The organism is Saccharopolyspora sp. NPDC049357 (assembly GCF_040677225.1).
Classification (GTDB): Bacteria; Actinomycetota; Actinomycetes; order Mycobacteriales; family Pseudonocardiaceae; genus Saccharopolyspora.
Genome location: NZ_JBFAQJ010000051.1, coordinates 1 through 15,948, shown reverse-complemented (window position 1 = coordinate 15,948; position 15,948 = coordinate 1). Strand labels below are relative to the sequence as shown.

At 70.1% G+C, this 15,948-nt stretch carries 13 protein-coding genes; 6 read left to right on the top strand and 7 right to left on the bottom strand.

Translation table 11 applies throughout. From position 1 onward, the window contains the following. Positions 1–324: 324 nt before the first annotated feature. The gene (locus AB0J91_RS29150; protein WP_363875159.1) at positions 325–939 is read right to left on the bottom strand and encodes a LysE/ArgO family amino acid transporter; all 615 of its coding nucleotides are present in this window, start codon (positions 937–939) and stop codon (positions 325–327) included. A 66-nt stretch (positions 940–1,005) separates the two neighbouring features. Between AB0J91_RS29150 and AB0J91_RS29145 the strand changes: the two genes are divergently transcribed. Further along, the gene (locus AB0J91_RS29145; RefSeq protein ID WP_363875156.1) at positions 1,006–1,890 is read left to right on the top strand and encodes a LysR family transcriptional regulator ArgP; all 885 of its coding nucleotides are present in this window, start codon (positions 1,006–1,008) and stop codon (positions 1,888–1,890) included. Between the two features lie 70 nt (positions 1,891–1,960). Here AB0J91_RS29145 and AB0J91_RS29140 read toward each other — a convergent pair whose 3' ends face one another. Next, complete coding sequence (locus AB0J91_RS29140) at positions 1,961–2,761, bottom strand: crotonase/enoyl-CoA hydratase family protein (protein ID WP_363875153.1); 801 nt, start codon at positions 2,759–2,761, stop codon at positions 1,961–1,963. A gap of 192 nt (positions 2,762–2,953) precedes the next feature. Here AB0J91_RS29140 and AB0J91_RS29135 point away from each other — a divergent pair, with 192 nt between their 5' ends. Beyond that, the gene (locus tag AB0J91_RS29135) at positions 2,954–4,705 is read left to right on the top strand and encodes an acyclic terpene utilization AtuA family protein (protein ID WP_363875150.1); all 1,752 of its coding nucleotides are present in this window, start codon (positions 2,954–2,956) and stop codon (positions 4,703–4,705) included. A 218-nt stretch (positions 4,706–4,923) separates the two neighbouring features. Next, entirely contained in the window at positions 4,924–5,634 is a 711-nt protein-coding gene (locus AB0J91_RS29130; protein ID WP_363875147.1) for a TetR/AcrR family transcriptional regulator, read from the top strand. Between the two features lie 6 nt (positions 5,635–5,640). On the opposite strand, the gene AB0J91_RS29125 is transcribed toward AB0J91_RS29130, so the two are convergent. Then, entirely contained in the window at positions 5,641–6,294 is a 654-nt protein-coding gene (locus AB0J91_RS29125) for a GntR family transcriptional regulator (protein WP_363875144.1), read from the bottom strand. Positions 6,295–6,422: 128 nt separating this feature from the next. Between AB0J91_RS29125 and AB0J91_RS29120 the strand changes: the two genes are divergently transcribed. Further along, positions 6,423–7,655: a PAS domain S-box protein gene (locus AB0J91_RS29120; protein ID WP_363875141.1), complete on the top strand. Its 1,233-nt coding sequence runs from the start codon at positions 6,423–6,425 to the stop codon at positions 7,653–7,655. On the opposite strand, the gene AB0J91_RS29115 is transcribed toward AB0J91_RS29120, so the two are convergent. Together AB0J91_RS29115 and AB0J91_RS29110 are read right to left on the bottom strand one after the other, a co-directional pair. Beyond that, positions 7,652–9,010, bottom strand: a complete 1,359-nt coding sequence (locus AB0J91_RS29115; protein WP_363875138.1) for an NAD(P)/FAD-dependent oxidoreductase — start codon at positions 9,008–9,010, stop codon at positions 7,652–7,654. The two genes, AB0J91_RS29120 and AB0J91_RS29115, sit on opposite strands and share 4 nt — an antisense overlap. 57 nt (positions 9,011–9,067) lie before the next feature. Beyond that, positions 9,068–10,000: an alpha/beta hydrolase gene (locus tag AB0J91_RS29110; protein ID WP_363875136.1), complete on the bottom strand. Its 933-nt coding sequence runs from the start codon at positions 9,998–10,000 to the stop codon at positions 9,068–9,070. A gap of 354 nt (positions 10,001–10,354) precedes the next feature. Between AB0J91_RS29110 and AB0J91_RS29105 the strand changes: the two genes are divergently transcribed. Both AB0J91_RS29105 and AB0J91_RS29100 read left to right on the top strand, forming a co-directional pair. Continuing rightward, positions 10,355–12,235 carry a 2-oxoacid:acceptor oxidoreductase subunit alpha gene (locus AB0J91_RS29105; RefSeq protein ID WP_363875133.1) on the top strand — a complete coding sequence of 627 codons (1,881 nt, stop codon included), beginning with the start codon at positions 10,355–10,357 and terminating at the stop codon, positions 12,233–12,235. Continuing rightward, positions 12,232–13,293, top strand: a complete 1,062-nt coding sequence (locus tag AB0J91_RS29100) for a 2-oxoacid:ferredoxin oxidoreductase subunit beta (protein ID WP_363875130.1) — start codon at positions 12,232–12,234, stop codon at positions 13,291–13,293. Before AB0J91_RS29105 ends, AB0J91_RS29100 begins: the two co-directional genes overlap by 4 nt. 87 nt (positions 13,294–13,380) lie before the next feature. Here AB0J91_RS29100 and AB0J91_RS29095 read toward each other — a convergent pair whose 3' ends face one another. Both AB0J91_RS29095 and AB0J91_RS29090 read right to left on the bottom strand, forming a co-directional pair. Next, positions 13,381–14,925 (bottom strand): acetolactate synthase large subunit, encoded by a 1,545-nt coding sequence (locus AB0J91_RS29095; protein ID WP_363875127.1) that lies wholly within the window; start codon positions 14,923–14,925, stop codon positions 13,381–13,383. Between the two features lie 72 nt (positions 14,926–14,997). After that, a complete protein-coding gene (locus tag AB0J91_RS29090; protein WP_363875124.1) occupies positions 14,998–15,834 on the bottom strand; it encodes an alpha/beta hydrolase in 837 nt (278 codons plus the stop codon). Positions 15,835–15,948: the final 114 nt, after the last annotated feature.

Sequence of the window (15,948 nt, the reverse complement as noted above, 5' to 3'; positions counted from 1 at the left end):
GGGCATCATCAGCGCGTGCCGGGCGGTGGCTCTCGGGCCACTGCCCGGCGGCGTTGCGTGCGAGGGGAATGAGTCCTATATCGGATCGAATGTCGCTCTGTGGCGGCAGAGGTCAGGTCGGGAAAGTCGAACACCGTTGATGTGAAAAGGAGTTCATCGGCGGTGAGTGATGAGCATTGGCTGATCCCTGTCGAACGCATGTGTCAATGGTGCACCTCGGCGTTCGAAAGCGCGAGCGAAAAGCGCCTACACGATCAGGTGATCAGGTGCGAAAAGCACTGCAAGACAACACCATCAAGTGATCGCCTTGGATGAATCCACAGGTCACGCACCCGCCAGCAGGCTGGTTCCCAGCGACACCATCATCACCGCGATCACGCCGTCGAGCACGCGCCACGACCCCGGGCGGGAGAAGAAGCCGGTCAGCAGTCGCGCCCCGAAGCCCAGGGCGACGAACCACACGCAGCTTGCCGCCAGCGCACCTGCTCCGAACTCCCAGCGCATCGCGCCGTAGCCGGCCGCCACCGACCCGATGAGCAGGATGGTCTCCAGGTAGGTCTGCGGGTTCAGCCACGTCATGGCCAGGCACGTCATCGCCGCACGCCGGCGCGATCGCGTCTCGCCGGTGCCGGCCTCGAGTCCGGACGCGGGGCGCAGCGCCCGCCGAGCGGCGAGGAATCCGTAGCCGAGCAGGAAGCAGCCGCCGACCGCGGTGCAGATGGTGAGCAGCGTCGGCGAGCTGGTCACCAGCGTTCCGAAACCGCCCACTCCCAGGGCGATGAGGATGACGTCCGAGACGACGCAGATGGTCACCACCAGCAGCACGGCGTGCCGTCGCAGGCCTTGGCGCAGCACGAAGGCGTTCTGGGCGCCGATCGAGACGATCAGGGACATGCACGTGGCGAATCCAGCGGACATCGGGAGCAGGGCGTTTGCCATGCACTCGACGCTAGGTCCAGGTCGGTGAACAGTACAGCTAAAGATTCTGAACTACCATTAGGAGATGTGAACTTCGATCTGCCCTTGGAGCACGTCCGGACGCTGCTCGCCGTGGTCGACGGCGGCACCCTGGACGCCGCCGCAGCCGCGCTGCACGTGACGCCGTCGGCGGTCAGCCAGCGGCTCAAAGCCCTCGAGCAGCGCACCGGACGCGTCCTGGTGATCCGCAGCAAGCCGGTGCAGCTCACCGACTCCGGGCAGGTGGTGGTTCGCTTCGCCCGGCAGCTGGCGCGGATGGAGGGCGACGTGGCCGCCGAGCTCGGCATGTCGGGCAGCGGCGCGCCGAGCACGCTGCCCATCGCGGTCAACGCCGACTCGCTGAGCACCTGGTTCGTGCCTGCTCTGGCGCGGGTTCGCGAGGACCTGGGGATCTGCTTCGAGCTGAACCGCGCCGACGAGTCGCACACCACGACGCTGCTGCGGGAAGGCCGGGTCATGGCGGCGGTGACCTCGACGCCGGACCCCGTCCAGGGCTGCTCGGTGCGCCGGCTCGGGCACATGCGCTACCTGGCGTGCGTGGCACCGGAGCGGAAGGGGGAGCGGTCGCTCGCGCAGGTTCTCGACGAGGTCCCGGTGCTGATCTTCGACAGCCACGACGACCTGCAGGACGCCTTCGCCCGCACGATCACCCGAGGTCGGGGCGCCGGTGGCCCCCGGCACTTCGTTCCCTCCTCGGAGGGGTTCGTCGAGGCCATCGTGGTGGGCCTCGGCTGGGGGATGGTCCCGAGGGTGCAGGCCGATCCGCTGCTGAGGTCCGGTGCGCTGGTCGACATCGCACCGGACCGCGGAGTGGACGTGCCGCTGTACTGGCAGCAGTGGAAGCTCGACTCGCCCGCGCTCGCCGCCGTCGCGGACGCGGTGCAGGCCAGCGCCGCGACAGACCTGGATTAGGCCCGTTCGAAAAGGTGCCGGGCGGTTGCTGCTCCCCGCACCGCCGAGCAGAACGACCCCCGCCGACTCCTCACGCCGGGTCGGCGAAGTTCGGAGTGCGCTTCTCCAGGTTCGCCGAGATCGCCTCCAGCTGGTTCGGCGTCCCGATCAGCGAGTGGATCGCGACCTGCTCGGCTTCGAAGCCCTCGTCGAGCGGAATCCGGCCGGCCAGGTCGAGCAGCCGCTTGGACTCGCGGATGGCCTGCGGGCTCTTGCCCGCGATCTCACGTGCCAGCGCCAGGGCCGCCGCGTGCGGGTCCTCCTCCACGCGGGTGGCCAGCCGCAGCGCGACGGCCTCCGCGCCGCTGACCACGCGACCGGTGAACGTCAGCTCCTTGGCGACATCGCGGCCCACCAGCTCCGGCAGCACCTGGGTGCCGGTCATGTCCGGGTTGATGCCCCACTTGATCTCCAGCACCGAGAGCCGGGCGTCCGGGGCGACCAGCCGGATGTCGGCGCCCAGCGCGATCTGCAGGCCGCCGCCGTAGGAGACGCCGTGCACCGCGGCGATCACCGGCTGCGGCAGCAGCGTCCAGATGTGCACGGCCTGCTGCGCGAGAGCCTTGGCGGGGCCGTCGGTCTCCAGGCGCGGCGGGCGGGCGCCCTCGGCCATCTCGCCGAAGACGCTGAAGTCCAGCCCGGCGCAGAACCCGCGACCCTCGCCGGAGAGCACGACCGCGCGCACGCTGGAATCCGAGCGCAGCCGCTCGCCGGTGGCGACGAGCTCCTCGAACATCGCTTGGTCGATGGCGTTGAGCTTGTCGGGGCGGTTCAACCGCACGTCGGCCACTCCATCGGTGACGGTGCAGCTGATCCGCTCTGCTGTCGACACGGGCTCTTCCTCCAGGCAGGGTTGTGAAAACCGCGCGCTGCAGGGCGAAACCGTGCACGGCGGAACTTAGCGAACGTTAAGGGCCGTGCGTGCGCGCAGTCAAGATCGGGCGCCGGGCGCGTGCTTGTGCTCGTCGCCTCACTGTGCCTAGCGTCACCGAGGAGTTCGCCGACCCCGGATGAGGTGGGATCTATGGCTGGGCCGATTCGGATCGCAGGGTTCTCGGGCTACCTGGGAGACAGGCGCAGCGCGCTCGACGAGGCGATGGCGGGAGATCCGGTCGACGTTCTCATCGGTGACTACCTCGCCGAGTTCACCCTCGCGATGCTCTCGGCCCGGCACCGCAACGACCCGTCGCGCGGATACGTCGAGTACTTCCTGACGCAGCTGGAACCGCACCTGCCCGCCATCGCCGAGCGCGGCACGCGAGTGGTCGTCAACGCGGGCGGGTTCAACCCGGCAGGGCTGGCCGAGGCGGTCCGGCGGCTCGTCGCCGAAGCCGGAGCGGACCTGCGGGTCGCCCACGTCGAGGGCGACAACGTGCTGCCGAGGCTGGATGCGCTGCAGGCCGAGGGGCACGACCTGGCCAGCATGGACACCGGCGAACCCCTGTCGAGCTGGCGAGGGCGACCGGTCGCGGCCAACGCCTACCTCGGCGGCTGGGGCATCGCCACCGCGCTGGGCGCCGGAGCCGACATCGTGGTGTGCGGGCGGGTCACCGACGCGTCGCTGACCGTCGGTCCCGCCGCCTGGTGGCACGAGTGGGAGCGCACCGACTTCGACCAGCTCGCAGCGGCCGTCGTCGCCGGGCACATCATCGAGTGCGGGCCGCACGCGACCGGCGGCAACTTCTCCGGCTTCGCCGAGATCCCCGGCGTGATCGCACCCGGCTTCCCGATCGCCGAGATCGACTCCGACGGAACGACCGTCATCACCAAGCACTCCGGCCACGGCGGAGCGGTCACAGTGGACACCGTGACCGCTCAGCTGGTCTACGAGATCCAGGGCCCGCGCTACCTCAACCCGGACGTCACCGCGCACCTGGACACCGTGCGGTTGAGCGAGGTCGGGCCGGACCGGGTGCAGCTGTCGGGCACCACCGGCTCGCCGCCACCGCCGACCACCAAAGTGGCGCTGTTCGCCCCGATCGGCCACCAGATCGTCACCACCCTCTACGCCACCGGTCTCGACATCGACGAGAAGGTGGCCTTGATCCGCGAGCAGGCCGCGGCGCTGCTGGACGACCCCGAGGCCGAGCTCGACGTCTCCGCGATCGGTGTCGCCGCCGAGGATCCGCAGCGGCAGTGGGACGCCACCGTGCAGGTGAGGATCATGGCCACCGCGGCAGAACGCGAACCGCTGCAGCGGCTGGTCGCCGGTGTGGGCCAGTTGTACCTGTCGAGCATCCCGGGCTTCTTCACCGACACCGCCGCTCGGCAGGCGGCGACGCCGAGCACGCGGATCGACTACTGGCCCGCGCTGCTGGACGTCGGCGCGGTCGGGCACCTCGTGGTCCTCGACGACGGATCCCGCATCGAGGTCGAGCCCTCCAGCGTCGTCGAAAAACCGTCCCAGCCGGAGCATCCCGATCCGCCGGCGCTGGAACCGCGTGCCACTCGGCGCGTGCCGCTGGGACGAGTCGCGCACGCGAGGGCAGGTGACAAGGGCGGCAACAGCAACGTGGGTCTGTGGGTGTCGGATCCGGACGCCTGGCCGTGGCTGCGGAGCCTGCTCACCGCGGAGGAGCTGCATCGGCTGATGCCGGAGGCAGAGGGTCTGGAGATCGTGCGGCACGAGTTCCCGAACCTGGGCGCCGTCCACTTCGTGCTGCGCGGCCTGCTGGGCACCGGCGGGTCCAGCAACCTGCGGGTCGACCCGATCGGCAAGGCTGTGGGGGAGTTCCTGCGCGCCCGGCTGGTGGACGTGCCGGAGGAGCTCCTCTAGATCTCGCCGTTGAGGCCGTGCGGTAATATGCGTATGCCGCACGCAATAGGAGATTGCGCAGCGATGGGGTCGGGGCGGTTCGGCGGCATCGACTGGGGGTGATGCCGCCGAACCGGACTCGCGAGATCTCCGAACATGCCGTCCAGAACACGGGTTGTTAACCCGTTCAGCGTAGCCTCTACGCGCGACGCCGACGTCGAGCACGAGGATGGACAGCGATGACCGATCGACGCGTCCAGCCCAGTGGCGCTCAACTGCTCTGGGGCGACAAGAACCGCCCGCCGCGCGGGCCGAAACCCACGATGAGCCTGCCCCGCATCGTCGAGGCGGCCGTCCGGCTCGCCGACGCCGAAGGGCTGGAGGCGCTGTCGATGCAACGGCTCGCCGGCGAACTCGGCGTCGGCACCATGTCGCTCTACCGCTACGTGCCGAGCAAGGACGAGTTGACCAGCCTGATGCTCGACACGGCCATCGGCGCTCCACCGGACATCGGCAAGCGGTCCGGTTGGCGCAGCGCGATGGAATCCTGGGCGCGCGCCAACGTCCGCGTCTTCGAACGTCACCCGTGGGCGTTGGCGCTGGTGACCCGGCCGCGGGTGATGGGGCCGAACGAGGTCGGTTTCCTGGAAGCGGGACTGGCGGCTCTGCGCGGTACCGGGCTCGGACCGGCCGACATGCTCAACACCGTGCTGCTGGTCAACGGTTTCGTGCGGGGCAGCGCCCCCTTCGTGGCCGACCGGGGTTCCGACGGACCGCAGATGATCAGCGCGACGATGCTGGCCGAGTTCGGTCAGCAGGAGGCCTTCCCGACCGTCTGCGAGGTCATGGCCGCGGTGGCGCAGCGCCGCCCGCGCAAGGCCGAGGTTCCGTTCGAGTACGGCCTGCGCCGCGTCCTCGACGGCATCGCCGCCCGCATCGAACAGCTCTAGAGGACCTCAGCGCGCCGAGGGGATCGCGGCGCCGTGGGTGATGGGGAGCGGGAGCACCGGCCTGTTTCGGTGGGAGTCCATGATCGAGATCGCGGTGGCCGTCTCGCCCTTGCCCAGCGCGTCGATCAGCATGCGCTGCTCGCCCACCAGTCTTCGCCGAGCGCCGTGGTCGTAGAAGTGGACCGAGCGGTAGGGCTCGGTCATGGTCCATATTCGCTCGATCTCGTCGACGATCAGGTCGAGCCGGGAACTCCGGAAGATCGCGAAGTGGAAGTCGTGGTCGAGCTCGGTCATCCGCAGCACGTCGGTGGCCTCCGCGGCGGCCTCGATGCTCCGGTTGAGTTCGCGCAGGTCGACCAGCTGCGCGTCGCTGAACCGCGGAACCCGGCGCAGCACCGTGGACTCCAGCGCGGCGCGCATCAGGTAGGACTGCTGCAGCTCGTCGGAGGACAACCGGGTCACCGTGTAGCCCACGTTCGGCTGGTGGCGCACGACGCCTTCGGCCTCCAGCGACTTGAGGGCCTCCCGGATCGGAACCCGGCTCACGCCCAGCCGTTCGGCCAGTGCCTCCTGCCTCAGGGGCTGTCCCGGAAGCAGTTCCTGACTGCGCAGCATCCGCCGGATCTGATCGACGGCGCGCCCCACCGAAGTTCCCGCCATTGCACACGCTCCGCGCTCGACTGGATCGGTGCGGGGATAGTAACGCACCGTGTTCGGCGTCCTACGCGGAGCTGCGGTGTCCGTCAGTCGATGCGTGCCCGGTGCGCGGCGGCTATCGTGCGTTTCGTATGCCCACCTCCTCACCGCCGGGCGGAGACGCCGCGCCGAACCCCTGGCAGCCGCTCTTCGAACAGGCTGCGGCAGCCATGGCGATCCTCGACTTGCAGGGGAAGTACCTGCACGTCAACGATGCGTTCTGCACGATGCTGGGGTACCGCCCTGAGGAGCTGGTCGGCCGCGACTACCGCAGCGTGACGCACCCCGAGGACGTCGACGTCGACGGCCCGATCGAGTCGGACGTGCCGCTGGAGAAGCGCTACATCCGCTCCGACGGGACCGTGATCTGGGCGTTGGTCTCGCGCTCGTTCATCCGGGACGCCCTCGGGGCCCCCGTCTACTTCCTCTCCCAGAGCCAGGAGATCACCCGCCGCCGCGAGGCCGAACTGCTGTGGCAGCGCAGCTTCGCCAACGCTCCGATCGGCATGGCGCTGCTGGATCTCAAGGGGTACTGGACCGAGGTCAACGACACGCTCTGCGACATGCTCGGCTACACCCGCGAAGAGCTGCTCGGCAAGCACTTCAGCGAGGTCACCTTCGAAGACGACGACGAACGGGGCCGCGCGGCGCTGGAGGATCTCGTCCACGGCGCGGTGGAGAGCGTCAACATCGAGAAGCGCTACCGGCGCAAGGACGGCCAGGCGATCTGGATGCTGATCCGCGCCACCGCCGTTCCCGGGGCCAGCGGGAGGCCGGCCTTCGTGGTCAGCCAGTACGACGACATCGGCGAGCGCCGCCTCGCCGACGCGCGCTTGGCGCAGCTGGCGCTGCACGACCCGCTCACCGGGCTGGCCAACCGCACGATGCTGGCCGATCTGATGGACCTGGGGCTCAGGCGAATCGCCCGGGGTGACGGGATGCTCGCCGTCATCGTGGCCGATCTCGACGAGCTCAAGCCGCTCAACGACCAGTACGGCCACCTGGTGGGGGACAAGGTGATCATCGCCGCAGCTCATCAGCTGCAGGAGGCCGTCCCCGGTGGCGATGCGGTCGCGCGCCTCGGCGGCGACGAGTTCGTCGTGGTGGGCCTGGTCGAGAGCGCGGCCGAAGCCGCCGAGCTGCGGGATCGCATCGAACAGCGCCTCAACACGGAGGTGACCGTGGGCGGAACGACCTTGCGGCTGCGCACCAGCGTAGGACTCGCCGTCACCACCGATCCGCACACGACCCGGGACGAGTTGGTGCACGCCGCGGACCAGGACATGTACGAGCGCAAGCGCCGCCGAGGCGCGGCCCGCGACTAGGGAGCGGCGAGCTCTTCGAGCGCGGGCTCGATCGCCCGGTGGAACGTGGGGTAGGCGAAGATCATCTCGCTGAGGCGGGTGATCGGGACCTCGGCGTGCACCGCGACGGCCAGCGCGCCGACGATCTCACCGCCGGACGGGCCGACGGCCGTCGCACCGACCAGGACACCGCGATCGGCGTCGGCGACCAGCTTCACCAGTCCCTCGTTGCCGACCTTGTGGATGAAGCCCCTGGTCGATTCGGGCAGCCGGGAGATCGCGGTGCGCACCCGGTCGAGCTCCGCGACGGCGCGGGTCTCGGTCAGCCCGACCGTGGCGACCTCGGGATCGGTGAAGGTCACCGACGGCATAGCGCGGTAGTCGGCGGGGGTGACCTGCTCGCCGAGGATGTCGGCCGCCGCGATCCGCGACTGGTAGACCGAGGTGTGGGTGAACGCTCCGTGCCCTGTCACGTCGCCGATCGCCCAGACGCCGTCGGTGGCGCGCATCCGGGCGTCGACGGCGATCGTTCGGGCGGTGTCGTCGAGGCCCACGGCCGCCACGCCGAGCGCGCCCAGATCCGTGCGCCTGCCGGTGGCGACGAGCAGGTGATCGGCCTCGAACTGCTCGCCCTCGGTGGAGATCTGGAAGAGCCCGTCGTAGGACACCCGCTGCACGGCGCTCCCGACCCGGACGCGCACCCCCTCGGCCAGCAGGCGATCCGTGATGACCTCGGCGGCCTCCGGCTCGGACAGCGGGAGCAGTTGCGACTGCGCCTCGATGATCGTGACCTCGCTGCCGAACCGGGCGAAGACCTGCGCGAACTCCAGCCCCACCGGGCCGCCGCCCAGCACCACGAGGGACTGCGGGAGCTTCTCGATCGACACGGCCTCGCGGTTGGTCCAGAACGGAGTGCCCGCCAAGCCCTCGATCGGTGGAACGGCCGGCTCGGTTCCGGGGTTGAGCACGATGGCGCGCCGAGCCCGCAGCACCTGCTCGCCGACCGTCACCTCACCGGGAGCGGTGATGCGCCCGACTCCGCGCACCAAGCGGCCGCCGGTGCCCTCGAACCGGCGGACCGCGATCTCGTCGTTCCAGCCGGTCGTGGCCTCGTCGCGGATGCGGCCGGCCACCGGGGACCAGTCCGGCCGGACGGTCGACGACCCGGCCAGCTCAGGCACGCGGCGAGCTTCGGCCAACGCGTCGGCGGCGCGCACCATGATCTTGGTCGGGATGCAGGCGTAGTACGGGCACTCGCCGCCCACCAGGCGCGACTCGACCCCGACCACCGACAACCCGGCACGGCCGAGCCGGGCGGCCACGTCCTCTCCACCCGGCCCCATGCCGATCACCACGACATCGACCTCGTCGGCCACCTGGCCCACCCCCGCTCTCGTCCTCGCCCCCAGCGCACCACTGGAGGCGCGGGAACGCTAGCCGAGCGCTGTGCGCAGCACCGCGTGGACCTCGCGCATCGCCTCGGCCGCGACCGGCATCGCTTCGGCGTCGGGGGCGAAGCCGTGGAACAGCCCGGGGCAGTGCTGAGTGGAGGTCGGCACGCCTGCTTCCTTGAGCCGCTCGGCGTAGCGCCTGCCCTCGCTGCACAGCGGATCCATTCCCGCGGTGAGCACGTGCGCCGGCGGCAGACCGGTGAGGTCGTCGGCGCGCAGCGGGGAGGCGTGGGGGTGATCGCGGACCTCCAGGTCGGGCGCGTACTCGTCCCAGAACCACATCATGTGCTGCTTGGTCAGCAGGCAGTCCGGCCCGCTGTCCACGTAGGACTGCGTGGTGAAGTCGTGGTCGGTGACCGGGTAGATCAGCAGCTGGAAGGCCAGGTCCGGGGTGCCGCGCTCCTGGGCCTGCAGGCAGGTCACCGCCGCGAGGTTGCCGCCTGCGCTGTCACCGGCCACGGCCAGCCGGGACGCGTCGGCGCCGAGCTCCGCAGCGTGCTCGGAGGCCCACACCGCGGCGGAGTAGGCGTCTTCGACGGCGGCGGGGTAGCGGTGCTCGGGTGCGAGCCGGTAGTCCACCGAGATCACGATCGCCTCGACCGCGTTGGCCAGCGAGCGCGCCAGTCCGTCGTGGGACTCCAGGTCGCCGAAGACCCAGCCGCCGCCGTGGAAGTACACCAGCAGCGGCAGCCCGGTCCTGGTGCTCGGCCAGTAGATCCGCATCGGGATCTCCACGCCGTAGGAGCCCGGGATCAGCCGGTTCTCGACGCGCTCGACCTCCTGCCGCGGCCTGTCGTCGCCTCTGGCCGCCGAGAGCCTGCGTGCCGTCGCGGCGTCGGTCACCTCGCCGCCGAGGTCGGGGAACAGCTGCTTCGCCTGTGCGACGAAGGGTTCGGCTTCCGGGTGCAGCGGCATGGTGTCCTCCACGGGCAGGCTCGACCGGACTTGTAGTCCGGCTTGAGATGTAATCCGACCCGGCCCCGGGTGGGCATCGGCCAGTTGAGCGATCGTTTTCCCGCATCATGGGAAGCACTTATCGTGTGGCAGATCACAAATTTGTCGCTGAACAGCCCGTAGCGCCCGTTCACCTCCTGGTTGCACCATCGATACAGGTACGCCTGCCTGCGCGGGGATCTGGAACTGGATCGTTCCGCGCAGAGGGTTGCGCACGGTGGTCGTGAAGATCGACTCCGTGATCGCGGCCACTCCCGTACCTGTATCGTTCGCCACAGGACGAACGTTGCCTGCAATTGAAGGGGAACGGATCAATTGGGTGCGACGAACGGACACCGGACGAACGGGACCCGGAAGCTCAACAGGGTCGTGATTCGCTTCGCCGGTGACTCCGGTGACGGCATGCAGCTGACCGGCGACAGGTTCACCTCGGAGGCCGCTGCCTTCGGGAACGATCTGGCGACGCTGCCTAACTTCCCGGCCGAGATCCGGGCCCCCGCAGGCACGCTCCCGGGCGTGTCGAGCTTCCAGCTCCACTTCGCCGACTACGACATCCTCACTCCCGGCGACCGGCCGGACGTGCTGGTGGCGATGAATCCGGCTGCGCTGAAGTCGAACCTCGGCGATCTTCCGCATGGTGGGATCCTGATCGTCAACACCGACGAGTTCACCAAGCGCAACCTCACCAAGGTCGGCTACGACGCCGACCCCCTCGAAGGCGAGGTCCTCGACGACCTCTACGCGGTGCACCGGGTGCAGATGGGGACGCTGACCCAGGGCGCGCTGGCGGACACCGGTCTGGGCAAGAAGGACGCCGAGCGCTGCAAGAACATGTTCGCGCTGGGTCTGCTGTCGTGGATGTACCACCGGCCGACCGAGGGCACCGAGCGGTTCCTGCGGGAGAAGTTCGCCAAGAAGCCCGACATCGCCGAGGCCAACGTGCTGGCCTTCCGCGCGGGCTGGAACTACGGCGAGACCACCGAGTCGTTCGCGGTGACCTACGAGGTCGCTCCGGCCAAGCTGCCCGAGGGCACCTACCGGCAGATCACCGGCAACACCGCCCTGGCCTACGGGATCGTGGCGGCGGGGCAGCGCAGCGAGCTGCCGGTGTTCCTGGGCACCTACCCGATCACCCCGGCCTCCGACGTGCTGCACGAGCTCGCCAAGCACAAGAACTTCGGCGTGACCACCTTCCAGGCCGAGGACGAGATCGCCGGTGTCGGCGCCGCTCTGGGCGCGTCGTTCGGCGGTTCTCTGGGCGTGACGACCACGTCGGGTCCTGGTCTGGCGCTCAAGTCGGAGACCATCGGCCTGGCCGTCGCGCTGGAGCTGCCGCTGCTGGTGTGCGACATCCAGCGAGGTGGTCCGTCGACCGGCCTGCCGACCAAGACCGAGCAGGCCGACCTGCTGCAGGCGCTCTACGGGCGCAACGGCGAGTCGCCGGTGCCGGTGCTGGCGCCGTGCTCGCCCGCGGACTGCTTCGAGATCGCGCTGGACGCGGCGCGCATCGCGCTGGAGTACCGGACGCCGGTGCTGCTGCTGTCCGACGGAGCGATCGCCAACGGCTCCGAGCCGTGGCTGATCCCCGACGTGACGTCGCTGCCGGACCTGAGCGTGGAGTTCGCGACCGAGCCCAACGCCACCGACGGCTCCGGCGAGTTCTGGCCCTACGTGCGCGACGAGGAAACCCTCACCCGCGAGTGGGCCGTGCCGGGCACGCCGGGTCTGGAGCACCGGGTCGGCGGTCTGGAGAAGGCCGACGGCAAGGGCAACATCTCCTACGACCCGGACAACCACGACCACATGGTCCGGTTGCGGCAGCGCAAGATCGACGGCGTGACCGTCCCGGACCTCACCGTCGACGACCCGAGCGGCCAAGCCCGGGTGCTGGTGCTGGGCTGGGGCTCGTCGTTCGGCCCGATCGGCGCGGCGTGCCGCCGGGTCCGGGCGCAGGGCTTGCAGGTCGCGCAGGCGCACCTGAGGTACCTCAACCCGATGCCCGCCAACCTCGGCGAGGTGCTGCGCGGCTACGACCAGGTGATCGTGCCGGAGATGAACCTCGGGCAGCTGGCGATGCTGCTGCGCGCCCGCTACCTCGTCGACGTGCAGTCCTACACCAAGGTCGCCGGCCTGCCCTTCCAGGCCGAAGAACTGCAGAACGTGCTCACCGATGTCTTGCAGGGGGTGTCCGCGTGACCGCCACCGAGCTGGGAATGCCGTCGCTCGGCGGGCTGGCCGGGGTACCGGCCGCCGATGCGCCGCAGAAGGCCAAGGACTTCAAGTCCGACCAGGAGGTCCGCTGGTGCCCGGGTTGCGGCGACTACGTCGTGCTCAACGCCGTGCAGAGCTTCCTGCCGTCGCTGGGGCTCAAGCGCGAGAACATCGTGTTCGTCTCGGGCATCGGCTGCTCCAGCCGCTTCCCGTACTACATGAACACCTACGGGATGCACTCCATCCACGGGCGCGCCCCGGCCATCGCGACCGGTCTGGCGACCTCGCGGCCGGACCTGTCGGTGTGGGTGGTCACCGGTGACGGCGACGCGCTGTCGATCGGCGGCAACCACCTGATCCACGCGCTGCGCCGCAACGTGAACCTGAAGATCCTGCTGTTCAACAACCGGATCTACGGGCTCACCAAGGGCCAGTACTCACCGACGAGCGAGGTCGGCAAGGTCACCAAGTCGACCCCGGCCGGTTCGCTGGACTACCCGTTCAACCCGGTGTCGCTGGCCCTCGGCGCGGAAGCGTCGTTCGTGGCGCGGGTGATCGACTCCGATCGCGCGAGCGTCACCGAGACGCTCAAGGCCGCCGCCGAGCACCGGGGCAGCGCGCTGGTGGAGATCTACCAGAACTGCCCGATCTTCAACGACGGCGCCTTCGACGTCCTCAAGGACAACGAGGAGAAGGAACGCCGGATCGTCTCGCTCGCCCACGGCGAGCCGATCGTGTTCGGCCCGGAGGACGAGCGCTACGGCGTCGTGCAGGGCCCGGACGGGCTCCGCGTCGCCAAGCTGTCCGAAGTGGACTCCACCGACGTCGTGGTGCACGACGCCGAGCGCGAGGACCCGTCGCTGGCCTTCGCCCTGTCCCGCCTCGGCGGCCAGGACCTGAGCCCGGCGATCACCGGCGTCTTCCGCAACACCGTCCGCCCCACCTACGACGACCTCGCCCGCGAGCAGGTCGCTCAGGCGGCGGATTCCAAGCCCGCGGACCTGCAGAAGCTGCTCAACGGCAACGACACCTGGACGATCTGAGCGAGCCCGGTGACGACGAAGAGCCCCACCGAGCGGTGGGGCTCTTCGCATGTCCGAGGTTCGCGCCGGAGGACGGCCTTCAGCGGGTCACAGGACCGCTTCGATGAGGTGCGGGCCCGATTCGGTGAAGGCGCGGCTCAGGGCGGCGCGGAGTTCCTCGCCGGTGGTGGCGCGGGTGGCCTCCACGCCGAAGCCCCGCGCCAGCCCGAGCCAGTCGAGGGCCGGGTCGGCGAGGCTGGTCATGGACGCCGCGGCGGCGCCGGGATCGTCGATGCCCGCGCGCCGGAGCTCCTCGTCGAGGATGCGGTAGCGCGAGTTGGAGCAGATCACCGTGGTGACGTTGAGGTTCTCGCGCGCTTGGGTCCACAGCGCTTGGACGGTGTAGGCGGCGCTGCCGTCTGCCTGCAGGTTGATCACCGCGCGGTCCGGGCAGGCGATCGCGGCACCGGTGGCCACCGGCATCCCCATGCCGATGGCGCCGCCGGTCTGCGAGAGCTCGCAGTGCGCGGGCGCGGCGTCGGCGATCGCGGGATAGGCCGCTGAGGACGAGACGCCCTCGTTGACGATGATCGCGTTCTCGGGCTGGGTCAGCACGATCGCCGCCGCGATCGCGTCCGCGTCCAGCGCCCCGGTCGGAGCCGTCACCTGCGGACGCTCGGCCTGCGGGAGCTTCTCGGCCGCGCTGTCGGTCGCCTCGGCGAGCGCGGCCAGGGCGTTGAGCGCGTCGGAGTCGGCATCGGCCAACTCGTGGACCTTCACGCCGTCGGGCAGCGGATGGCTGGGCTGGCCCTTGTAGCCGAAGAACGACACCGGCGTGCGGGCCCCGACGAGGATCAGATCGGAGAACCCCTCGAACGTGGCGTTCATGGCCTCCGGGAAGTAGGGCAGCATCCGCACCGGAGGGATCTCGGGACCGCGTTCCACGCGGGCGCTGCCGCGCTCGGCGAGGACCTCACCGCCTGCCTTCGCCGCGATGCGCACGGCGGTGCGGATGCCCTCGGGGTTCTCCACAGCCTGCCCGCCCAGCAGCAGCACCGGGCGGCGTCCGGACGCGAGCACCTTGGCGATCTCGGCGATCCGCTGCTCGTCCACCTGCGGGCGGTCGGGCGCGGTGGGTACCTCGACCGGCATGGAGCCCTGGCTCCACATGTGGTCGGCCGCGGCGATGAGCGTCGCCGGCAGCCGGTCGCGCAGCGCCGCCAGGTACGCCTCGGCGAACTCGCCCGCAGTGGCCGACGCCGACGTCGTCCGCCCCACCCAGCCCGACACCGGACGGGCCAGCGACTCGATGTCGCTGTTCAGCGGGGCGTCGGCCGACTGGTGCCAGGACGCGTGCTCGCCGATCAGGTTGATGATCGGGGTGCGAGCGCGGCGCGCGTTGTGCAGGTTCGCGATGCCGTTGGCGAATCCCGGCCCGAGGTGCAGCAGCGTCAGCGCGGGCGTGGAGGTCATCCGGCCGTAGCCGTCGGCCGCACCGGTCACCACGCCCTCGGACAGCCCCAGCACCGCGCGCACCCCGGATTCCTGGTCGAACGCCTCGACCAGCGGGATCTCGGTGGTGCCGGGATTGGCGAAGCAGACGTCGACACCGGCGGCGGCTGCGGTGGCCAGCAGACCTTCGGAACCCTTCACGAGCACTCCTACGGCGCGTCGGAAACCCGGACCGATCTCATGCTCACCGCCCGGACGGTGACCGGCAAGACCTCACTCGGTGTGCGCGAGCAGGTGCTGCAGCAGCAGCCGGGTCAGGGACTCGGGCGCTTCCTCGGGGATCCAGTGCGAGACCTCCTGCAGCATCTCGAACCGGTAGGGGCCGGTGACGTGCTGCTCGGTGGCCAGCGCGGCGGTCGACCCGACGGCGACGTCCTCGGTGCTCCAGACGAACAGGGTCGGCACGGTGATCGGGCCGATCTCCTCGTTGAACCGCGACGCCCGGTACCAGTTGAGCGCACCGGTGAGCGCGCCCGGCTCGGTGAGCCGCTGCACGTAGTCGTCGACGTGGTGCTCGGGAACGCCGGGGTAGTAGATGCGGCGCAGCTTGGCGGCGTTGTCGGCCAGCAGCGTCTTCTCCGCCGTGGAGGAGCGCAGCGCCTGCATGTAGGCCGAGCGCTGCTGCTGGTCCTCGTCCTCGCGGACCGCCCGGGTGAAGGCGTCCAGGTGCGGGATCGACACCGCCGTGAGCGTGCGGATCCGGTCGGGGTGCTCGGCCGCGGTGGACCAGGCCACCGCCGCGCCCCAGTCGTGCCCGACCAGGTCGAAGCGGTCCCAGCCGAAGTGATCGGCGATGGCCAGGACGTCACCGACCAGCTCGCCCATGCGGTAGTCGGCGACCTGCTCCGGGCGCACGCCGGGGGAGTAGCCGCGCTGATCGGGTGCGACGGCGAAGCACTCGGCGCCGCCGAGGACGCCCAGCTGCTCGCTCCACTCGACCGCCGCTTCGGGGAAGCCGTGCAGGAGCAGCACCGGGCGCCCTTCCTCGGGGCCCGCGGTCAGCGCGTCGAACTTGCCCGCCGGCGTGGGGATCTGGATGTATTCGGCCACGGGCCCACCCTAACGGTCATCGGGGGGGTGGGGGGGTGGGGCTGGTATACGCCCACCCCCCCCCCCGGTGGGGCGCATCCGGAAAGGAATGATCAAACAACTGAAAAAATAAAA

Coding starts and splice junctions, on each gene's coding strand:
- AB0J91_RS29150 (WP_363875159.1), bottom strand. CDS start 939: ATGGCAAACGCCCTGCTCCCGATGTCCGCTGGATTCGCCACGTGCATG.
- AB0J91_RS29135 (WP_363875150.1), top strand. CDS start 2,954: ATGGCTGGGCCGATTCGGATCGCAGGGTTCTCGGGCTACCTGGGAGAC.
- AB0J91_RS29130 (WP_363875147.1), top strand. CDS start 4,924: ATGACCGATCGACGCGTCCAGCCCAGTGGCGCTCAACTGCTCTGGGGC.
- AB0J91_RS29125 (WP_363875144.1), bottom strand. CDS start 6,294: ATGGCGGGAACTTCGGTGGGGCGCGCCGTCGATCAGATCCGGCGGATG.
- AB0J91_RS29120 (WP_363875141.1), top strand. CDS start 6,423: ATGCCCACCTCCTCACCGCCGGGCGGAGACGCCGCGCCGAACCCCTGG.
- AB0J91_RS29110 (WP_363875136.1), bottom strand. CDS start 10,000: ATGCCGCTGCACCCGGAAGCCGAACCCTTCGTCGCACAGGCGAAGCAG.